The 20,356-nt window shown below is 40.5% G+C and carries 18 protein-coding genes; 10 read left to right on the forward strand and 8 right to left on the reverse strand.

Going from position 1 to position 20,356, the window contains the following annotated elements:
• Genes KF872_02975 through KF872_03005 form a run of 7 tightly spaced genes read left to right on the forward strand, consistent with a single transcriptional unit; the run spans nucleotide 1 to nucleotide 7,008 of the window.
• Complete coding sequence (locus KF872_02975; GenBank protein MBX2902494.1) at nucleotides 1–813, forward strand: glycosyltransferase family 2 protein; 813 nt, start codon at nucleotides 1–3, stop codon at nucleotides 811–813.
• Nucleotides 813–1,865, forward strand: a complete 1,053-nt coding sequence (locus KF872_02980; protein MBX2902495.1) for an acyltransferase — start codon at nucleotides 813–815, stop codon at nucleotides 1,863–1,865. The genes KF872_02975 and KF872_02980 overlap by 1 nt, the downstream gene beginning before the upstream one ends.
• Nucleotides 1,866–1,867: 2 nt before the next feature.
• The gene (locus tag KF872_02985; GenBank protein MBX2902496.1) at nucleotides 1,868–2,812 is read left to right on the forward strand and encodes a hypothetical protein; all 945 of its coding nucleotides are present in this window, start codon (nucleotides 1,868–1,870) and stop codon (nucleotides 2,810–2,812) included.
• Between the two features lie 2 nt (nucleotides 2,813–2,814).
• Nucleotides 2,815–3,840: a polysaccharide deacetylase family protein gene (locus KF872_02990; protein MBX2902497.1), complete on the forward strand. Its 1,026-nt coding sequence runs from the start codon at nucleotides 2,815–2,817 to the stop codon at nucleotides 3,838–3,840.
• Nucleotides 3,840–4,823, forward strand: a complete 984-nt coding sequence (locus tag KF872_02995; protein ID MBX2902498.1) for a glycosyltransferase family 2 protein — start codon at nucleotides 3,840–3,842, stop codon at nucleotides 4,821–4,823. Before KF872_02990 ends, KF872_02995 begins: the two co-directional genes overlap by 1 nt.
• A complete protein-coding gene (locus KF872_03000) occupies nucleotides 4,813–5,883 on the forward strand; it encodes a glycosyltransferase (GenBank protein MBX2902499.1) in 1,071 nt (356 codons plus the stop codon). Before KF872_02995 ends, KF872_03000 begins: the two co-directional genes overlap by 11 nt.
• A gap of 3 nt (nucleotides 5,884–5,886) precedes the next feature.
• Complete coding sequence (locus KF872_03005) at nucleotides 5,887–7,008, forward strand: glycosyltransferase (GenBank protein MBX2902500.1); 1,122 nt, start codon at nucleotides 5,887–5,889, stop codon at nucleotides 7,006–7,008.
• A 6-nt stretch (nucleotides 7,009–7,014) separates the two neighbouring features.
• On the opposite strand, the gene KF872_03010 is transcribed toward KF872_03005, so the two are convergent.
• Nucleotides 7,015–7,539, reverse strand: coding sequence for a flavodoxin (locus tag KF872_03010; GenBank protein ID MBX2902501.1), 525 nt, complete (start codon nucleotides 7,537–7,539; stop codon nucleotides 7,015–7,017).
• 45 nt (nucleotides 7,540–7,584) lie between these two features.
• Here KF872_03010 and KF872_03015 point away from each other — a divergent pair, with 45 nt between their 5' ends.
• Complete coding sequence (locus tag KF872_03015) at nucleotides 7,585–8,940, forward strand: RNA methyltransferase (GenBank protein ID MBX2902502.1); 1,356 nt, start codon at nucleotides 7,585–7,587, stop codon at nucleotides 8,938–8,940.
• Between the two features lie 8 nt (nucleotides 8,941–8,948).
• On the opposite strand, the gene KF872_03020 is transcribed toward KF872_03015, so the two are convergent.
• The 3 genes from KF872_03020 to KF872_03030 all read right to left on the reverse strand — a co-directional run bounded on the left by KF872_03020 (nucleotide 8,949) and on the right by KF872_03030 (nucleotide 11,614).
• On the reverse strand, nucleotides 8,949–9,458 hold the full coding sequence (locus KF872_03020; protein MBX2902503.1) for a hypothetical protein: 510 nt from the start codon (nucleotides 9,456–9,458) through the stop codon (nucleotides 8,949–8,951).
• Between the two features lie 64 nt (nucleotides 9,459–9,522).
• The gene (gene kdsB / locus KF872_03025; protein ID MBX2902504.1) at nucleotides 9,523–10,248 is read right to left on the reverse strand and encodes a 3-deoxy-manno-octulosonate cytidylyltransferase; all 726 of its coding nucleotides are present in this window, start codon (nucleotides 10,246–10,248) and stop codon (nucleotides 9,523–9,525) included.
• Nucleotides 10,249–10,267: 19 nt separating this feature from the next.
• Complete coding sequence (locus KF872_03030) at nucleotides 10,268–11,614, reverse strand: nodulation protein NfeD (GenBank protein MBX2902505.1); 1,347 nt, start codon at nucleotides 11,612–11,614, stop codon at nucleotides 10,268–10,270.
• Nucleotides 11,615–11,681: 67 nt separating this feature from the next.
• Here KF872_03030 and KF872_03035 point away from each other — a divergent pair, with 67 nt between their 5' ends.
• Nucleotides 11,682–13,181, forward strand: a complete 1,500-nt coding sequence (locus tag KF872_03035; GenBank protein MBX2902506.1) for a LysM peptidoglycan-binding domain-containing protein — start codon at nucleotides 11,682–11,684, stop codon at nucleotides 13,179–13,181.
• A gap of 48 nt (nucleotides 13,182–13,229) precedes the next feature.
• Nucleotides 13,230–15,329 carry an NAD-dependent DNA ligase LigA gene (gene ligA / locus KF872_03040; GenBank protein ID MBX2902507.1) on the forward strand — a complete coding sequence of 700 codons (2,100 nt, stop codon included), beginning with the start codon at nucleotides 13,230–13,232 and terminating at the stop codon, nucleotides 15,327–15,329.
• Nucleotides 15,330–15,338: 9 nt separating this feature from the next.
• Here the strand turns inward: ligA and KF872_03045 are convergent, their stop codons facing one another.
• The 4 genes from KF872_03045 to KF872_03060 form a co-directional block, all read right to left on the reverse strand.
• Entirely contained in the window at nucleotides 15,339–16,484 is a 1,146-nt protein-coding gene (locus KF872_03045) for an FAD-binding oxidoreductase (GenBank protein ID MBX2902508.1), read from the reverse strand.
• Nucleotides 16,481–17,074, reverse strand: a complete 594-nt coding sequence (locus KF872_03050; protein ID MBX2902509.1) for a YceI family protein — start codon at nucleotides 17,072–17,074, stop codon at nucleotides 16,481–16,483. Before KF872_03050 ends, KF872_03045 begins: the two co-directional genes overlap by 4 nt.
• Before the next feature lie 76 nt (nucleotides 17,075–17,150).
• Nucleotides 17,151–17,831, reverse strand: coding sequence for a tRNA (5-methylaminomethyl-2-thiouridine)(34)-methyltransferase MnmD (mnmD, locus tag KF872_03055; protein MBX2902510.1), 681 nt, complete (start codon nucleotides 17,829–17,831; stop codon nucleotides 17,151–17,153).
• Nucleotides 17,832–17,842: 11 nt separating this feature from the next.
• Nucleotides 17,843–20,299: a PIG-L family deacetylase gene (locus KF872_03060; GenBank protein MBX2902511.1), complete on the reverse strand. Its 2,457-nt coding sequence runs from the start codon at nucleotides 20,297–20,299 to the stop codon at nucleotides 17,843–17,845.
• Nucleotides 20,300–20,356: the final 57 nt, after the last annotated feature.

The raw sequence follows: 20,356 nt of genomic DNA on the forward strand, positions 1-20,356 counted from the left end.
ATGAATAGCAGCTCCACACTTCCTTTGGTTTCCTTTATTATTCCTTGCTACAATCAAGGCAATTTGATTGTGGAAACGGTAATGTCTGCACTTAATCAGCAGTATGCCCATATTGAAGTTTGGGTAATTAACGATGGCTCTACCGATGCCGCCACGCTTGAAGCATTAAAGAATTTGCCGGCCAATGTTCAGCAAGTGAGTATTGAAAATGCAGGGCCGAGTGTAGCGCGAAACTTGGCAGTAAAGCAGTGCAAGGGCAAATATATTGTGCCGTTAGATGGTGATGATTTAATACTTCCCGATACATTAGAAAAAGCGATACCCATATTAGAATCTAATGAAAGTATTGCTGTGGTGTATGGAAATAATCAATTATTTGGAGCAAAGAACGAATTGATAATTCAAACCAATTTTAACCCACGCCAAATACTGCTTTACAATACCATTGCTTTTTGCTCTGTAATAAGAAGAACTGCCTACGAACAAGTAGAAGGACTGGATGAATGGATGAGCAAGAAGGGTTTAGAGGATTGGGAATTTTGGATAAAGCTATACGAAGCCAATTGGCAATTTTATTATGTGAACCATACTTTTTTTAAGATACGTGTAAGCGAGGCTTCGCGTACTTTTCAGGTTGCCAATAAAAATTTGGAGGCGCTAAAGGAATATGTTTGGAAAAAACATGCGGTTACTTTAGCTAAGCAATACGAATTGCTATATCACGAAAATAAGAACTTGCCTAAAAGCACCGCCTATCGCTTAGGAAATATGCTAATAGCACCATTGCGAATTATTAAAAAACTATTTAAGTAATGGCAGCAGTACGCTCCGAAAACAATTTTGATATTATACGCTTGGTGGCAGCTATTATGGTTATAGTTACACATTCGTATGCGCTTTTGGGTAAATCGGAGCACGATTGGTTGTGGCAACTAACTTTGGGTACATTACAGTTTAGCCATCTTGGCGTGGCTGTATTTTTTGTAATAAGTGGTTATCTTATTTCGCAAAGTGCATTTGCCTCAAAAACATGGAAAGGCTATTTGTGGCGAAGAGTGCTGCGTATTTTTCCGGGTTTACTGGTGGTGCTGTTGTGTTCTACTTTTGTATTGGGAGCAGTGGTAACCAATCTCCCCTGGCACAGTTATTTTACACGCCCCGATACATATCTGCATCTTGTTTCTATATCGCTGTATCGTTTGTATTTACATCTTCCGGGAGTGTTTGAAAACAATTCTAATACTGCCGTAAATGGCTCTTTGTGGACACTTGCTTACGAGTTTACAATGTACTTAGTAGTAATAGTTGCGTATTTGCTTGGCATATTGCAGCGTAAAAATGTAATAGCTGTTTTATGGTTGTTTATGCTGGCAATTAGAATATATGTTGGCAGCAATTACTTTGTGTATAGCTACAGTGCATCTTGGTTATTGGGATTAAATATTACTTACTTCTTTGAATGGAGTTTTTACTTCCTTACGGGCACACTTGTTTTCTTGTTTAGGGAGAAAATAAACTTCAATTTAAAGGTGCTTGCAGCTATATTATTGCTGTATATTGCAGTGGCTTTCTTTAAGCAGGAAAGTGTGCTCCGCATTTTTACTTACCTGCTAGTTCCTTATGCAATATTTACGCTGGCTTTTATTAAAAGCACCACCAATAATTTTGGTAAGTATGGCGATTTTTCTTACGGGTTCTACATCTATGCATTTCCTGTGCAGCAAACTATTGTACATGTATTGGGCGCACAAATTGGTATAGTTCCATTTTTCTTGCTTTCGGTAGGTATTACTTTTCCTTTGGCTTATGCTTCATGGCATTTGGTAGAGAAGCGTTTTTTGGCATTCAAAAATATGGTTAGGTAAGTATGGCATTGGAGTTTAAAAAAGTATATCCGGAAGATTATTCAACCATTTTACCTTTGTTGGAAAAATTTCAATCGGCATTTTCCGATGAGCAGAAAAGGCAGTTGTTTAAAATTCACTGGAAAGTTTCAATAGATTTTTGCGGAGTAAAAATTGAAGACAATGGTGCTGTAATTGCCTACTTGGGTTTAATATTCAGCGAAAGAAATTTTAATGGAAACACAGTAGTGTTTTGCAACCTCACCAGCCTTGTAATTGACGAAAAGTATAGGGGGCAAAAACTTACACATCGCATAGTGCAGTATTTGCAATCGTTGGGCAATTTTATGCTCACAGCCATAACTCCTATTCCGAGCCTTTACAAAATGTATGAATCTAACGGCTTTAAGTGTGTAAGCGATTACCGAACGGTGTTTTGGAAACTTCCGTTTTATACTGCTGCGCCTGCTGTTGTTACTTCAAATTGGCAAGCAATGGCGCATAGGCTCACCACGGCCGAACTTGCAATAGCACAAACACACACTGCCTATAATTGTAAGGTGTTGCTGTTTTCTGTTGGTGAAAAAAGTGTGCTGCTGGTAGTGAAAAATAGAAGTGGCCAAAGGCGTAAGTTTATTACTGCTAAGGTAATTGGTTATATAGATTTGCTGTGTCGGAAAATTGCACGATTTAGTTTGTTAGACACCATTATGGTTTGCCCGGAAATTCATTATTGTTCCGATTACAAATTTTTAATGCAGCATATTGCCGCGTTTGCTGCTGCATTTTTTAAAGCATATAAAGCATACAGCTGCTTTTGTATGCGCAAGGAGTTTACAGATAAGTACCAACCCAAGTATTTCTTAACGAGTAGCTTTTTGCATTCCCGCCAAATGTTTTATTCGGCCGAACTTGGCAGCGAAGACTACGACACCTTGTATTCCGAAATTTTTGTTTTAGATATGTAGCAATGAGTGCAGCAAATTTCATTTATCAAAAAACACTTGGGGCATTTGTAAAGAGCAATGGTATTTTATCTAGGCCTTTTTTTGCGGGTAAAGGTTTTATTATTTGCCTGCACAGGGTTTTGCCGGCATCGAGTGCCGATAAATCCGGAATGTCTGTTTCGCCCGAGTATTTAGAATGGTTGCTGCAATCTATCCGCCAATTTGGGTTTGAAATTATTGCAGTAAATGAAGTGCCGGAACGTTTAAAACAGCACAATAGCAAGCCTTTTGCCGTTATTACTTTAGATGACGGCTGGAAGGATAACTTAGAATATGCTTACCCTGTTTTTAAAAAGCAACAAGCGCCCTTCACCATTTATGTTACCAATTGCTTTCCCAATAAAACTGCTTTCAATTGGGCCGAAACGCTTATGCAACTAGTGTTTGCACATACGCAGATACAATTTTCGTATCAGGCGCAAGAGTTTGCATACAGCCTGCATTCGAGCGAAGCAAGAATGAATGCCTATAATGCCATTCGGTACTTTATTCTTGATTCAAAAAGTGTAGTTGTAATGAACGAAAAGATAGAGCAGGTATTTAAGCACTATGAGCAACCGCCACCGTGCGCGGCATTAAGTTGGAAAGAAATACAAGAGTTATCGTCCGATTCGCTTTGTACCATTGGCGCACACACGCAAAACCATGTGCCGCTTGCAAAGTTTACAGCCGAAGATGCTTTGCAGGAGATGGTACATTCTAAGCAAGAATTAGAAGCTAATATTCAACTTCCGGTACAGCATTTTGCATATCCGTTTGGCTCTAAAAACGAGTGTAGTGTGCGAGAATTTGAGTTGGCAGCGCAAGCAGGTTTTAGCATGAGTGTAACCGGAAGGCAAGGAAATATCTTTAGTGGCAATGCAACTGCATTACATGCCATTCCTCGCTATCCTATTGGTGAAGCAACCGGAGCGGAGCGCCTTAAGTTTATTGCCGATGGCACCCTTCATTTTTCTTTTAATGGCTTTAAAAAAATAGTAACCGACTAATGCAAACCGAAGGTGTAAGTATTGTTTTTGTAAATTACAAAACTCCGGATTTGCTCCACCATGCTATTCGTTCGCTGGTTGCATTTACGAAAGGCGTTGCGTATGAAATAATAGTGGTAGATAATTGTTCGCAAGATAATTCGCAGGCATATATTACAGAGGCATTTCCGTTTGTGAAGTGGATAAACAATAGCTACAATGCGGGTTTTGCACGTGGAAATAATGCCGGAGTACGCGCAGCTTCCTATAATTATGTTTTAATAATAAACTCCGATACGTTGCTGCAAGACGATGCTGTGTCGTTTTGCTATAATAAGTTTAAGCAACTCGAAAAAGAATGTAGAATAGGATTGCTGGGCTGCCAAATAAAATCGTTTGAAGGAGCCGTATTACCAAGCGTGCACAGTACCTATAAAAATATTACTGCGTTGTTGCAGAAAAATCCTTTGTGGATTAAAATTTTTGGTGCAAGCCGCCCTGTAGCGTACACGGCAGAATGGTATGCTACCAGCCATTTTGCGGAGCATTTGAGCGGAGCATTTTTAATGTTTAATAAGCAGCAGTTGAGCACTGCCAGTTTGTGGTTAGACGAAGATTTCTTTTTGTACTACGAAGATGTGGAATGGTGTGTGCGGCTTAATCGCTTAGGTTTTAAGCAGTATTACTTTGCCGATACTCATATTTTGCATAAAGATTCAGGAAGTTCTAAAAGCAGTGAACGCAAAAATTTTCAAATACTCATTTCTGAATTGTTGTTTGTTTTTAAAACATACAATGCCCTTTATTACCATGCTTATGTGTTACTTTGGTTGTGCAATCTTTGGTTAGATAATTGGCTGGAGCAGCGCAAGCAAAAGCACAGCGCAGCTATTGAGGAGCGTAAGCACACAATGTATTTGCTGCGCCATTATTCAAAGGTTGTAGCCACTTCATTTAAAAAGGAAACTTCTAAATCGGGTAAAATGCTGGTGTATGATAAATAGAGTATTGCAAAAAATTAGGTTTGAAAAAAATGCCGCAAAAGCATTTGAAGAAACTGTTGCAGCATTTGCAGATGCCCGAAATAAGAGTGCTGTTGTGGCTGTTTGCCCGCAAAATACACAGCAGCACTGGATGGGAATAAAGCAGGCAGCGCAAATGCTTTTTCCTCAAAATTTAGTAGTGTTGCCACAGCAGTATTCCAATAGTTTACTCACCCCACGGCTGCTCGAAAAATTGGGAAGCAAAATTGGAGAAATGAATTTCGATAAAGTTGTGTTCAACGGTTTTCCTCCATATTTTGAATTGCTTTTTAGGAGTATAAACAAGGCAAACACAACTACAAAATTATACTTGCTTTTTGCCGGCCCTGCTTCGGAGTATAGCAGCGAAGTGCAGCGCAATAATATTCAGTTGGCAGCCAATTTGGTGCGTAGTAAAATACTGTACAAAGTGGGGTTTAATAAAAAAGGTTTAGCCGCAGCTTTCAAACAAATTTATGGCGTGCACGCAGGCGAGTATATGGTTAAGAATTATGTTGCTCCCGATGCCGTGGCAAAGCAAGCACCTGTACTACACCAATTGAAGGTGGGCGTTTTTGGTAGCAATACTTTTAATAAGAATTTACACACGCAGGTGCTGGCGGCACTGCTGCTGCCCGAAAGCAAGGTGCATGTAATGAATAAAAACGATTTTTCGTACCTGCCTTCAAGCAGAATTATTGGCGAAAGCGGTATGTTGAGCCACAGTCAATTTTTGGTGCGGTTGCAAGAAATGGACATAAACCTGTATCTCTCTTTCAGCGAAAGCTGGGGCTTGGTAGCTACCGAAAGTCTTGCAGTTGGAACGCCTTGCCTTACCACTGCCAATAGCGGAATTTTTGATGGCGATAGTTTTTTAGAGACACATTTAGTGGTGCGCGATTACGATAATGTAGTGGCAATAAAACAGCAAATAGAAAGTGTGCTGAATAATTACAGCGCCATAAGTAAAAGAGGCATAGAGTATGTTGCCGAATTAAATGCTATGGCAGATATTAAACTCAAAACATTTTTAGAAGAATAACCCATGCGCATTCTCCATATTGTTCCCAATCTTAGCAAAGGAGGTGCAGAGCGCCTGGCATTGGATATTTGCACAGAACTTTCGAGTAGAAGTGGTGTAAAGGCAGTATTGGTGGCATTGAATCCACACAATGAATACAGCGATTTTACAAAAGCAATAGATTACCGCGTTATTCCATCAAAATATATTCCATCGCTGCGCGGAAAGGCAGTAGTGGAAATAGAAGCGCTTGCGCAGTTTATACGCGATTTTAAGCCCGATGTTATCCACTCGCATTTGTTTGAAGCCGAAATGGTTTCGCGCCATGTGGCGTATGGCAATGCAAAGTGGTTTTCGCATTGCCACGATAATATGAAGCAGCTGAAAAGTTTTTCGTGGGATGTGCTTACAAGCAAGGTAGCATTTACGGATTATTACGAGCGTAGGTTGTTGCTAAAGGCGTACAGTAAATGCAGTAATTCGTTTATTGCCATATCAAAACACACGCAAGATTATTTTCTTTCTAATTTGCCATTGCAGTTTAGGGATCGCATTTTTTTACTGCACAATGCCATTCGGTTTCACGCTTTTAATGCGGTATGCAGCGTTAAAGAATGCACACCTTTGCACCTTGTAAATGTGGGAAGTTTTGTTGCCAAAAAAAATCAGCAGTTTTTGGTAGATGTGGTGCATTGTTTGGTGAAGAAAAATATAGCAGTAAAACTTACCATGTTGGGCGATGGTATTTTGCGGAAAGCCGTACAGGAAAAGGTAAATAAGTTGGGCTTGGAACAATATATTTCGCTACCCGGAAATGTTGCCAATGTGCCGCAGTATTTAAGCGAAGCAAGTATATATGTTCATAGTGCTACTTACGAGCCTTTTGGCTTGGTGTTGCTAGAGGCTATGGCTGCAGGTTTGCCGATAGTATCGTTAGATGGGGGCGGAAACCGCGATATTATCGAAGAAGGAGAAAATGGGTATTTGCTTACGGAGCAAAATCCCGAAATATTTGCAACTGCTATATTGAAACTTGCAGCCGATAAAGTATTATATAGAAAAATGAGCGACTATGCAGTGGCATATGCTCGCCAACACGATATTGCAAGCTACACAGATAAGCTGTTGCAACTATACCAAAAATAGTAGTAGTTAGTTTAAGTTCATTTCGGTAAGAATTTGAGCGCTCCATTGCTGTAAGCGGCCTTCGGTAAGTTCATCTTGGTTATCTACATCTAAGCACAGGCCTACAAATTTATCGCCACGTTGTGCTTTGCTAAAATCGTGTTCAAATCCGGCTATCGGCCAAAAACCTACCAATTCTGCTCCGCCTTGCTCGGCAATTTCTGCAAATAATCCTAAGGCATCGCAAAAGTAAGAGGCATAGCCGTATTGGTCGCCTAAGCCATAAAACGCCACTTTTTTTCCGCTAAAATCTACTTTCTTCATTTCGGGAATAAACTCTTCCCAATCGCCTTGCAATTCGCCATCGTACCAAGTAGGCATACCCAGCACCAGTAGGTTGTAGGCTTGCATATCGGCAGCAGTTTTTTTGTAAATTTCTTTTACTTCTACTTCTCCGGCTCCAATTTTAGTTTCCAATACTTCTTTTAAACGTTTTGCAACGCGCTCGGTATTTCCTGTGTCGGTTCCGTAGAACAATCCAATCTTCGCCATAATATTTCTTTTTTTGCGGCTGCGAATGTAAATGATAATTAACAGTTGAAAACACAAAATTTGCCTAAGGGCTTTAAAAATACTATTGAAGCGTTAATTGGAGAGGAAAGTCCACTTTTTTTCGATGCTTTAGGCGAAGTATCGCCCGTGTCGGTACGTCAGAATCCGCTAAAGCCGAAAAAGGAATGGGAAAATGCTACGCCAATTTTGTGGTGTGCAACCGGAAATTACCTTGCAGAGCGCCCGTTGTTTACGGCCGATCCGCATTTTCATGCAGGAAACTATTATGTGCAGGAAGCAAGTTCAATGTTTCTTGAACAATTTGTAAAAGAAAATATTGCAAACGATGCCGCAGTTACCGCTTTAGATTTGTGTGCTGCACCGGGAGGAAAATCTACTCATTTAGTGGCATTGCTCCACCAAGAATCTACGGTTTTTTGTAATGAAGTAATACCGAAGCGCAATGCTGTTTTGTGCGAAAATATAACCAAGTGGGGAACAGCCAATGTAATTGTTACGCAGAACGAGGCAGGCGATTTTTTGCCGCTGCAAAATTTCTTTGATGTAGTGCTGATAGATGCGCCATGTAGCGGTGAAGGTATGTTTAGGAAAGATGCACGTGCCATAGAAGAGTGGAGCGAGAAAAATGTAGAAATATGCAGCCTTCGGCAGGCAGAAATTCTTGAAAATATAGTGGGTTCACTAAAGGAAAACGGCATACTTATTTATTCAACCTGCACTTTTGAAAAGGCCGAAAACGAAGAAAAAATTAAATGGCTTTGCGAAGAAAAGGGAATGGAAGAAATACGAATAAAGGCTGCTATTCCGGAGGGTGTAGTGGTTGCGGAACATGGCTACAGATTTTATCCGCATAAAGTAAAGGGCGAGGGGTTTTACATAGCATGTGTAAGGAAAAAGAAGCCGTTTACTGCTCCATCTTTTGATATAAAAAACTACAAAAAACAAGTGCAGGCGTTTACCTATAAGCAAGTGCCTGCTGCGTTGAGTAGCATTATAGAAAATGCTGAGCGTTTTAAGTGGTTTCAGTTTAAAAACCAATACACTTTTATAGAAGAAAGTGCATGGCAAAAGTTGCTTACTGCCGAAAAGTTTTTGAACATAAAACAAGCAGGAACTGCCGTTGGCGAAGAAAAAGGAAAAGATATTCAACTGAACCATGCCGCAGCAATTTCTGTGAATAGGAATACACACTTGCCACAAATAGAACTTTCTAAAAGCGATGCTTTAAAATTTTTGAAGAACGAAAGTATGCACATAGAAGCGCCCAAAGGCTGGCTGGCTGTAGTGTTTGGGAATACTTGCCTTGGTTGGGCAAAAAGCACCGGCACCCGACTAAATAATCATTATCCCAAAGAGTGGAAAATAAGAATGGATGTGTAAGCTATGAATTATTGCAGCAACTTAAACGATTGAATCATGCGGTGCATTTCTTCGTTGTAGCGCAGTTTGCGCTCTTCGCCTCTTGTCCAAATACAAACTTGATAGTTATAGCCGTTTTTTCCTTGCAGCGAGTAGTGTGTATAAAATATTTTTTCTTCACCCATATTGCCCATTACCTCTGCATGCACACCAACTAAGCCGCCCAATTCTGCGGTTGCTGAATCTGAAACTATGGGATGCTCTACGGCTCTTTTTAATACCGAAATATTTTGAGCAGCATATACCGGAAATGCTGGCAACGAATCTTGCTTATCTTTTATTACCAAAAAATATACATTGCGAAACCTGTTTCTGTATTGCAGCGGAGCACCGTCTTTAAGTTCATCGGTTTTGTCCATCCACGAAGGAATATCTGCCGAAAATTCATTGTTTACATTCACAACTTCCCAAGTGTCGGAATAGCTGCAACTGCTATGCAACAATAGCACCAAGCCTAAAAGCGAAATAAGTTTTTTCATAAAATACCATGCAATACTATTTCAACTTTTGGAAAGCAGAAATGTTTTTAACGGCTTTAATATTTTATAGGTGATGCTTAGCGGCATATTGCTCAGCTTTCAATAAATCTTCGGGTGTATCTACGGCTATACTTTCTTCGGTGGTGAGTGCCACTTTTATGGTGTATCCGTTTTCTAACCAGCGCAGCTGTTCTAGGCTTTCTTTTATTTCTAAAGGCGAAGCGGGCAGTTGCACTAATTCCAGTAAGGTTGTTCGTTTAAAACCATAAATACCAATGTGTTTATAGAAGCCAAATACTTCGTTGCCTCTATGAAAAGGAATGGCACTTCGGCTAAATAAAAGTGCGTGGTGCTGTTTGTTGAAAACAACTTTTACAATGCTGTCGGTTTCAAACAAAATTTTATCGGCAGAAAACTTGGCGAGTGTGGCAATTGGTGTGGTATTGTTGGTAAAAGATTGAAGTACAGTGTTTATTTGTTCGGGATGAATAAACGGCTCATCGCCTTGTATATTCACAACCACATCGGCATTGGAATGCAGAGCGGCTTCTGCAATTCTTTCGGTGCCATTTTTGTGTTGTGGCTGGGTGAGTACCACTTTGCCTCCGAATTGTTGAACTGTATTAAAAATGCGTTCATCATCGGTAGCTACCAGCACTTCGTCTAAGTTAGATTGCAGGCATTGTTCATATACTCTTTGAATCATGGGCTTTCCGGCAATGAGCGCCAAGGGCTTGCCCGGTAAGCGGCTAGATTGGTACCGCGATGGAATAATGCCTATTGTTTTCATAAAATGTATTGAATAGGTTCTATGATGCTTCGTCTATTTTAGTTACAACCAAGTAGTTTCCTTGAATGCGCAGCACTTTTACTTTGGTGCCAACGGCAATAAAGTCACCTTCAGAAATTACTTCGTGCCGTGTGTGGTCAAACATTGCCTTTCCTGCCGGGCGAAGATCGGTAATGGTATTGCCAACTGTGCCAATAAGAGAAGGTAGTGTGTTTTCCTTTACCGAAAAACCTTTGTGCGAAGAAAGGTTGTCTTTCGGTGCTAGTTTTTCGAAGAATGGCGAGTTGAAAAGCTGCTTTCCAAAAGCAACCAATAGTATGAGTGGCGTAAGCATGGCAGCTACTACCATAAAAAATGAACGCCCGGCCTCATCGGTAGAAACTGCAGAAAAATCGAAATCTACATTGCGCAGCATGGCTAAAGATAAACCGCCAATAGTGAGCAAAATGCCCGTAATGCCAGCTACTCCAAAACCCGGAATTACAAAAATTTCTGCCAGCAATAATGCTATGCCTATAATAAAAGCAAGTATTTCCCAATTGGCTGCTAAGCCTTCTAAATATAGCGGAGCAAAGTAAAGCATGGCGGCAAGTGTGCTCACGCCAATAGGAAACAGAGTGCCGGGGGCTTTAAATTCAAAGTATAAACCGCCAAAAATGAGCAGCAGCAACACACCTGAAATAGCTGGGTTTACTAGCCAAATAGTGGCACGCTCCACCATGCTCGATTGGTGATTTACCAATTCCGGTGAACCGGGTAGGCGTTTTATTATCTCTGTAATGTTTTCTGTTTTGGCATTGCAAAAGCCTAGTTTTAGAGCTTCATCGGTGGTAAGCGTAACTATTTTTCCCTTTTCTTTAATGCCATCAATAGCTAAGTTTTCATCGGTCATACCTTCGGCTATTAAAGGATTTCTGCCTGTTTCTTCGGCAGTGGCACGCATTTTTTTACGCATATAACTTTGGTATTTTTCGGGCATTACTTCTCCATTTTGGTTTACCACACTGGCTGCGCCAATAGTGGCACCGGATGCCATGTAAATACTATCGCACGCAATAGAAATCAGTGCGCCTGCACTAGCTGCATTGTTTTTTATGAAAACCAATGTGGGAATTTTAGTGCGCAGCAACATGGTTCTAATTTTATCGGCATCATCCACTAAGCCGCCATAAGTATCTAACTCAATTAGAATGTAAGCAGCATGTCTGCTTTGTGCTTGTTGCAATGCGCTTTCTACCAATCGAGTAACCGATGGTGAAATTTCGCTGTTGATATTGAATTTGTAAACGATATCTTCGGCATGGGTGTGCAATGAACTACACAGCAAAAAAACAATGGTTGTTAAGAGCGCTTGTATGAATTTCATAACTCCTTTTTGTAAAACTACATTTGTAATGCTATAAAACAAATTGATGTTGCGAGTACAAAATATCTTGTTGTTAGTTTTTCTTGTTTGGGTAAATGCTTTAAACGCCTTACCGCCTGTTTGTTTTGAACACGAAGTGCAAACAGGAGAAACGCTGTATCGCATATCTGTAAAGTACAAAGTAAAAGTATCGGAAATTCTGGCTGTAAATCCTGAATTGGGAAAAGACCCAACATTGCGCATAGGGCAAAAAGTTTGTATTCCTAGAGTGCAGGCGGCTGTTCCGCAAAGTAGTGTTAGCCCTCAAAAGGTTACGGCACCTACTAAAGCACCTGCTATGGCCGTTAATCCCATAAAACAGGGCGATCAATGGATTCATATCGTACAGAGGGAAGAAAGTTTTTATACAATATGCAAGAAGTATAAAATACTAGCTTACGATTTAATTTCTACCAATAATTTACCCAATACAATTATTGCAGAAAACCAGCGCCTTATCTTGCCTGCAACCGCAATTGTGGGAGAAGAAAACAGCAAGCCTGCAAGCAAAGAAGTGTCGCCTTTGGTAACTATGACCAACACTGCGGCAGAAGATGCCAAACGCGAAGTTGTTGTAGAGAAGAAAAAAGATAGCGCTCCGGCAATAATTTCAGATAAAAATGCTGCGGTTCACATAGTAAAGCAGGGCGATACGTATTACAATATCACAAAGCGATACGGTATGAAATCTAGCGAGTTGAAAGCATTGAATAACCTTGCTTCTACAGATATAACGCTAGGGCAAAAGCTAACAGTAACAAACCGAACCGAAGCACCTATCAATACCGAAGTACATGAAGATAAAATTCCTGCAAATGCTGTGGTAATTGATATTGCAAAAGAAGTGGCAAAAAGTGAAGTAAAAACCAATGAGGTAAAAGAAGAAACTCCTGCACCTCCCATTGTAAAGAGTACAAAAAGCAATAAAGAGAAACATACCCAAAAGGTAGATGAAGAGCAGGCAAGGTTAGATATGGCTGCTGCCATAAAGCCGGAAGCTACGCCACCAAACACAGCGGCACAAAAAGAACCGGAGCTTGCAACCGTAAGTACTGCTGCAAAAGAAACTGCGGAAGAGGAGAAAAAGGAAGTTCCTCAAGCAGTTGTTGTTGAAAAGGAAGTAAGTGCAGCACCCATTGTTACCGATGCTGTAGTTGTAGATGCAACTAAGGAGATTGAAAAGCCAATTCTTTCAGCCAAGCCTGTATTGAGTTTTGCAGATGAATATGCAGTATCGTTTCAGCATAAATTGGGTAGCCAAAACTATAAAGTTAAGAAGCAGAGAGGCGTAGCGGCACTTTCCGATGCCATTATCGGAAATGAGTACCTTGCTTACTCCAGCAGTTGCGAACCGGGTACGGTAATAAAAATTACAAACTTAATGAGCAAACGCTCTACTTATGTAAAAGTAATTGGCGGCAGCAGTAGCGATGCTATACTCACCATATCTGCAAAGTTGGCTTCGAAGTTAGATGTGTTGGATGGCGAATTTTTAGCAGAGGTAAGCACGCTTACAAAAAATCAATAGCACTTTTCTTTTCTTATTTTTCTGTTTCCTTCGCCAAAAATCATTTGTATGTACTCTGCCGAAGCGCAACAAAATTTAATGCAACTCTCTCAATTATTGCTGCAAAATCAAGCAATAAAAACTGTAGAGCAGCATGTAGAAGATTTAAGGCGTGTTATCAAATTTCACGATTGGTGTTATTATGTATTGAGTGAACAGCGCATTTCGGATTTTGATTACGATACTTTGTTTGCGCAATTAAAGCAAGCTGAAAAGCAACATCCGGAACTTGTTACCGATGATAGCCCAACACAAAGAGTGGCGCGTGGCCTAACCGAAAATTTTGAAACTGTAACACATCTCACCTCTATGCTTTCGCTGGATAATAGTTACAGCGAGGGCGACTTACTTGAATTCGATAGGCGGGTAAAAGAATTGGTGGCTTCTGCAGAAGTGCAGTATTGCGTAGAGCCTAAGTTTGATGGCGCAAGTATTGCATTGGTATATGAGAATAACCGCTTGGTACGAGCCGCAACACGTGGCGATGGCTCCCTTGGAGAAGACATTACCAACAATGCCAAAGCATTGGCAAGTATTCCGCTTTCGGCAAATTTTTTGGCACACGGAATTTCAAAAGTTGAAATAAGAGGCGAAGTTGTTATTAAGCGAGATGTGTTTGAAAAAATGAATGCAGCACGCCAGGCAGCAGGCGAAAAAGTATTTCAGAATCCGCGAAATACAGCTGCAGGATCGCTGCGTTTAAAAAATCCTGAAGAGGTGCGGGCACGAAAATTAGAAGCTATTTTATATCACATTTCTTTTGCAGAAGATACGCACGGGAATAACTTACTTTTGTCTAAGTTAGAGAGCCATTTTCATTGTATAGAAATACTAAATGCCTGTGGTTTTATTACTCCTTTACATGAATTAAAATGTTGTGATTCCGTTCAAGAAATTTCGGATTTTCTACACCTCTGGAACGAAAAACGCAATACTTTTAATATAGACACCGATGGTATGGTGGTGAAGGTAAATTCACTCACACAGCAGAATTTATGCGGCAGTACTTCACATCATCCGCGTTGGGCAATTGCATTTAAGTTTGCAGCTAAGCGAGCACAAAGTAAACTGCTAAAGGTGGAGTTTCAGGTTGGGCGCACGGGTGCTGTAACGCCTGTGGCCAAAATAGAGCCTGTACCTTTGGCGGGTGTTACTATTTCATCTGTTTCGCTGCACAACGAAGATTTTATTACAGAGAAAGATATTCGTGTAAACGATACCGTAATTGTGGAGCGAGCCGGAGAAGTTATTCCCTACATTGTGGGGGTGGTAGAACCATTGCGAACGGGCGCAGAAACAGCCATTGAATTTCCTCGAAATTGCCCATCGTGCCAAACACTTTTGGTAAAGCCGGAAGAGGAGGCCGTATGGCGTTGCGACAATGTAGATTGCCCTGCACAAACCGAAGAGCGGGCTATTCACTTTGTAAGTAAAGATGCAATGGATATTGAAGGTTTGGGAAGATGTATTGTAATAGATTTTATTGAGCGAAAATTTATTCGGAACATAGAAGATATTTACGCTTTGCCCTATCAAGAAATATTGGCGTTGGAAGGCTGGGGCGAAAAATCGGTGGAGAATTTAAAAGTAGGAGTAGAGGCTGCTAAAAATCGTCCGCTTTGGCGATTGATAAATGCTTTGGGCATAAGGCATGTGGGCGTTTCTACATCTAAAGATATTGCCGCACATGTGGCAGATATATTCAGTCTTGCATCGGCAGACATAGCATGGCTTACCGGCATAGAAGGTATTGGTCCAAAGGTGGCAAAGAGTATTCGCAACTTTTTTGACAATGCTTCTAATATCGCACTATTGGAGCATTTAAAAGCTATTGGTGTAAACACCGTAAACAGGGCGGAAGACACTTTGGCAAAGAACAATAAACTGGAAGGAAAAACATTCTTGTTTACCGGCACTTTGCAGCGTTTTACCCGCGATAGAGCCAAGCAGTTGGTAGAAGAAAACGGAGGGAAGCTATTGAGTGGTGTATCTGCCAATCTACATTTTTTAGTGGCTGGCGCAGATGCCGGCAGTAAATTAGAGAAGGCTAAAAAGATAAGTTCAATTCAAGTAATAGATGAAGATAGTTTCTTGAAAATGATTGAATAGGCCGATTGTTTATTGCAAAGATGTTGCAATGTTTTCGGCTGCAATTTCTCCTGCTAAACTTCCTATAGCCACACCCATTCCTCCCATTTTAAATGCACCAAAAGTATTGGTAGAAAGCCACTTTAAGTTTGGTTTTTTAGTTGCGCCAAATGCCATAATGCCGCTCCATTGCATGTCTATTTCAAAAGGTTGATTAGGAAGAATATGGGTACTTAATTTTTGCAACAGCAAGTTGTAAATGTGTTCATTGATATTAAATGAAGTAGTAGTTTCTTCAATAAAATCTTCGTTTCTACCTCCGCCCAATAGTACGCGGTTATCTATTTCTCGGAAATAATAATAGCCTTCATTAAAATGAAAAATGCCTTTGAATGGAAGTGTTTTTATGGGCTTGGTAATAAGCACAATTCCTCTGCCGGGCGTTGCTTCTTCGGTGGGGAAGAGTGATGATGTAAATGCATTGGTAGCTACAATAGCTCTTTTTGCAGTAAACGAAACTGTAGCATCGGCAATGTTTCTTGCTACATTTATATTGGTGCAAACTCCGGTATCTTCTATGTGTTTTACTTCGCAGCCTGTGTATAACTGCACCCCTTTTTCGATGGCGAGCAAGTGTAAATGTTTCATCATTTCTCCGGTGTGCAATTCGCCTTCGCAATGGTTTTGTATAATGCCTGCAAAGCAAGATTGGTTAAAGCCAAACTGTTCAATAAGGCGTGTAGATGCAATGGAAAATGTGGTTTGGTTAGTGATGCTGTGGAGTAGTTTGTTTAGCACTTCTATTTCGTTTGCTAAATACAATTCATTTGTATGGAGCAGTTCAAAACTTCCGTTTTCGCGATATTGAATTTTGGCATCGCCTAAACGTTGTCTAAGGAGTTGTAGGCCTTTAAAACGCATTTCTATCAATTGCAAAGCCTCTTTGGTACTTAGCAATTTTAAATCGCTAACAATTTCACCCACGCTTCCAATGCAGGCAAAACCTGCATTGCGCGTACTGGCTCCGGATGGTAAAACTCCACGTTCAAAAATGGCAACTGAGAGGTGCGGCAATTTTTCTTTTAGCGAAATTGCCGCACTTAAACCAGTAATGCCGCTGCCTATAATGGCAACATCTATTTGCAACAGCGATTGTTTTTCCCAATAGGAAATCACTTAGTCGCAGCTTTAATGTTTACTTCAAAATCAATATCGTCTGAAATAGCTTTATCGGCCAACGATGGGAAAAATGTGCCGGATTTGTAGGTAATGTCCCACTTGGTTCTGTTGATAGAAAATTTTGCCTTGCCTGTAAGAGTTTTGCCATTTACTTCTACTGTAGCAGGAAATTCAACAGGGTTGTTTTTCCCTTTTATAGAAAGGTTGCCGAAGAAAGTGTAATTAGGTTGTCCTTTTGCTGCTCCGGCTTTAGGCACCACGCGGGTAATGGTTAATACCGCTAATGGGAATTTATTTACACTAAAAAAATCATCGTTTTTAAGATGCTCTACAAAGTCGGCATTTTTTTGTGGGTCGCTAATGTCTTTGCAGGTAATGGTGTTTAGGTCTATTTCAAACTTTCCTGCTTCTAGCTTGCCATTTTTGAAACCTAAGAATCCCGCTTTTAATTGCACCGTGCCATTGTGTTGGCTAGTAATTTTTTTCCCAACCCAACCCACAGTTGAGTTTTTAATATCTGCATCAAAAATTTGTGCTTGTACCAATGCGCTGATGGTAACTAATAATACTGAAAATAATTGCTTCATTACTTGTTGTTTATTTTTGAAATTGAAAATAGTATTAGCTGCGAATCGCTAGGAATCTCTTTACATCTTTTCGGATTTAGCGTTGTTTTTTAACAGCGCGTAACATTTCTCTTTTCCCCGGTGGGCCTGGCGCTTTTTCTACCTCAAAGCCCGCTTGCAGCATGGTTCTGCGCACAATGCCTTTGCTGCAATAAGTAACTAGTATACCGTTGTTTTTGAGTGTGTCATATAGTTTTGAGAATATGGCTAAGTGCCATAATTCTTGCTGTGCGGCTGGCGCAAATGCATCAAAAAATACAATGTCGAAATAGTGCTTGGGAAGATTGGCTTCTTGAATATTTCCATGTTCTTTTTTGAAAGAAAAATAGTTTGAAAAGGTATGTTGCTTTTCCCATTCGCAGGCATGCATTTGTGCAAAAACGGTAGTAGCTTCTTTGTTGTTGTTTAATGCTTGCGGATAGTTTAGTGCTTGCGCGGTTTCGTTACTTATTGGGTATAATTCTATACCGTGGTAAGCCGTTTCAATTTTATTCTGCATGGCAAATTCCCACGCAAGCAAAGCATTTAGCCCTGTGCCGAATCCTACTTCAAATAGGTGTATGGGCGTTGTTGCAACTTGTTGTAAACCGTTTGATATAAACACATGGTTACTTTCTGCAATGGCACCGTGCCTCGAATGGTAAATTTCGTTGAAGTGTGGAGAAAACAAGGTGTGAGAGCCATCCTTGGTAGTAATAATTTCTACATTGGTGGGCATGTGTAAAAAGTTTATGGCTTCGATATTAAATTGGCAAGCAGGCGAAATGCTCCGGGTACACCTGCGGGCAGTTCTCTAAAGAATGAAAGCCCTGTGTACACAAATTTTCCTTTCCCGTAGCGGCAATAGATAATAGCATTATTAAGTGGTGCTTCGCCTTCATCGTTCATACTTAAGAGCGTTTTGTATTGGCTGCTTATATCGCTCGGAAAGTATAGCCCGCGTTCTTGTATCCATCCTTTAAAATCTTTTTCTGATATTTTGTTAGGGTAATTGAGTAATGAATCTTTAGGTTGTAAGAAAGTTACAGCGCTGTTTTCATCGGTTACTCTATCGCGCGAAATTTTAAATGGGTAAGGTCCTATTTCGTTGGTAACAAGATTTTGGTTGGTGTTGTATTGAACTAAAAGCGTGCCTCCGTTTTTTACATAAGTCATAAGTGCGGGATAGATATTTCTTAGATGTGCATCGGTATTGTAAGCGCGCACTCCTGTAACAATTGCATCAAATTTCGATAGGTCTGTTTTTTGAAATTCTGTGGTGTTTATAGTGGTTACGGTTACGCCAATTTCTTTGAGTTGCTCGGGAACTTTATCGCCTGCACCTGCAATGTAGCCAACTCTTTTTGCGGTGTTTTTTACATTGATGGCAGCGAGTTTGGCTGTGCAATTATTCAGTAAAATACATGTGGGGATGTGTGAATATTTAATTTCTTCAAAGCTGTTTTTATATAGAGTACCATTTATGTTTAGCTGTGCACCTATGGTAAAAACGCTATCGTTTACTTTGCTATTTGTAGCTTGCAGGGTAAACTTAAACATAGTTTCATCGCCTTCTTTTTCAAATGCAAATGCGTGTTTGCCGGGAGAGCTTTCCCAACCTTGTGGCAAAAGTAATTGCACTTCGCCTGTAATGTTTTTTGCAAATGCACGCACATTTACAGTTACCTCTTTCTGTAAACCTGTAGTAATAAAAACTTCTTGCGAAAAGTTTACAGTTGCAGGTGGTGTAATGTATAAAGGCTGGTAAACTTCACCTTTGGAGGGATCTAACTTTTTGAATTGTACTGGTAGGTCAAAATTGAAGTCTTTGCCACCAATATTTAGAGTGAGCGTAACTGCCGATGCAGGTGCGCTGAGCGCATTGCCAATAAGTGTTGGGGTAGCTACTGTAAACATACCGGAAGTGCGTTGTTGTTGCAACCAGTATGGTTGCGAAACATCAGCGGTTTTGCTTAGCAGCAACATGCTGGTGGCGCTGGTGGTTTCGCTCAGCGGGAGCACACTGTCGCGTAAAATGGCAGCACCTGTGGAGTAAAAATTTTTGAATACTATTTTTTCTGCGCTTCTGTTTACTACGTTTGTTGTAACCTTTAGTGTATCGTCCAATGCTGCATATTGTTTAGCGCAAATGGCTTCCATATACACACCACTGCAAGCAACAATAAGTTGCTTTATTTGGTATAGCTTTTCTGTTTTCCATGCTGCACTTATGCTTGGCTGCTGCTCTATTGCTTCATATAATTTTATGAGGGCAGGAATTGACATAGCCGGATTTTTGAAATCGTAGTGCGCAATAATTTCGTGTATCATGTTAGGCAATGCCGAACTGCCAAATCTATTGAATGAAATATCTATGCCATCGGTAAGGTGTTGCTTTGGCGCATCTCCTAAAATGGTTTTCAAGAATTCTTTTTGTGAGTTTCTGTTTTTGGCAGTGCCAAAGGCTTGGCTGCTATGGCAGCTGCGGCTTTCGGCTGCTATTTCTCCATAACTTTTCCCCAATAGTGTATTGTATCCTCCTACGTCTATTTGAAATTGGTCGGGCGAAGTAGTATTCCTTCCTCCAAAGTTGAAGGTGTTCCAGAGTAATCGTTTGGTTTGCCAAGTAGTTACATCCTTTAATTGTTCGGGAAAGCGTGTTGAATCTGCTGCAGCTTTAAATGCTTCTTCGGCTATAATAGCAGAGGCTGTGTGGTGTCCGTGTCCGCCTTCTCCGGTGGTTGGGAAACGGCAAATTATTACATCGGGTTGAAATTTTCGTATCACCCAAACGGCATCTGCCAACACTTGCTCTTTATTCCAAAAGTGAAATGTTTCTTCTGGATTTTTTGAGAATCCAAAATCGAATGCACGGCTGAAAAATTGCTTGCCACCGTCAATATTTCGAGCTTGCAAAAGTTCGTGTGTGCGAATTAAACCCAGGGCTTCGGCTTGCTCGTTGCCAATTAAATTTTGTCCGCCATCGCCACGCGTAAGCGAAAGGTAAGCAGTGCGTAAGTGTAGTTCTTTGGTAAGGTAGCTAATGAGTCGTGTGTTTTCATCATCGGGATGTGCAGCAAAGTATAACACACTTCCGCAAACTGGTAGCGATTGCAATTGGTGAAAGATTTCAGCGGAAGTGGATGTGGCAAATACACCTCCTAGAACAATGATTTGCAGCCAAATTGTAGCGATTGTTTTTTTCATTTGAATCCTTTTTTGGGTTATTTCTTACTCGAAAAAGAGTATCGAAGCAAAAAAGAT

This window comes from Chitinophagales bacterium (assembly GCA_019638515.1).
Lineage (GTDB): Bacteria > Bacteroidota > Bacteroidia > Chitinophagales > LD1 > UBA7692.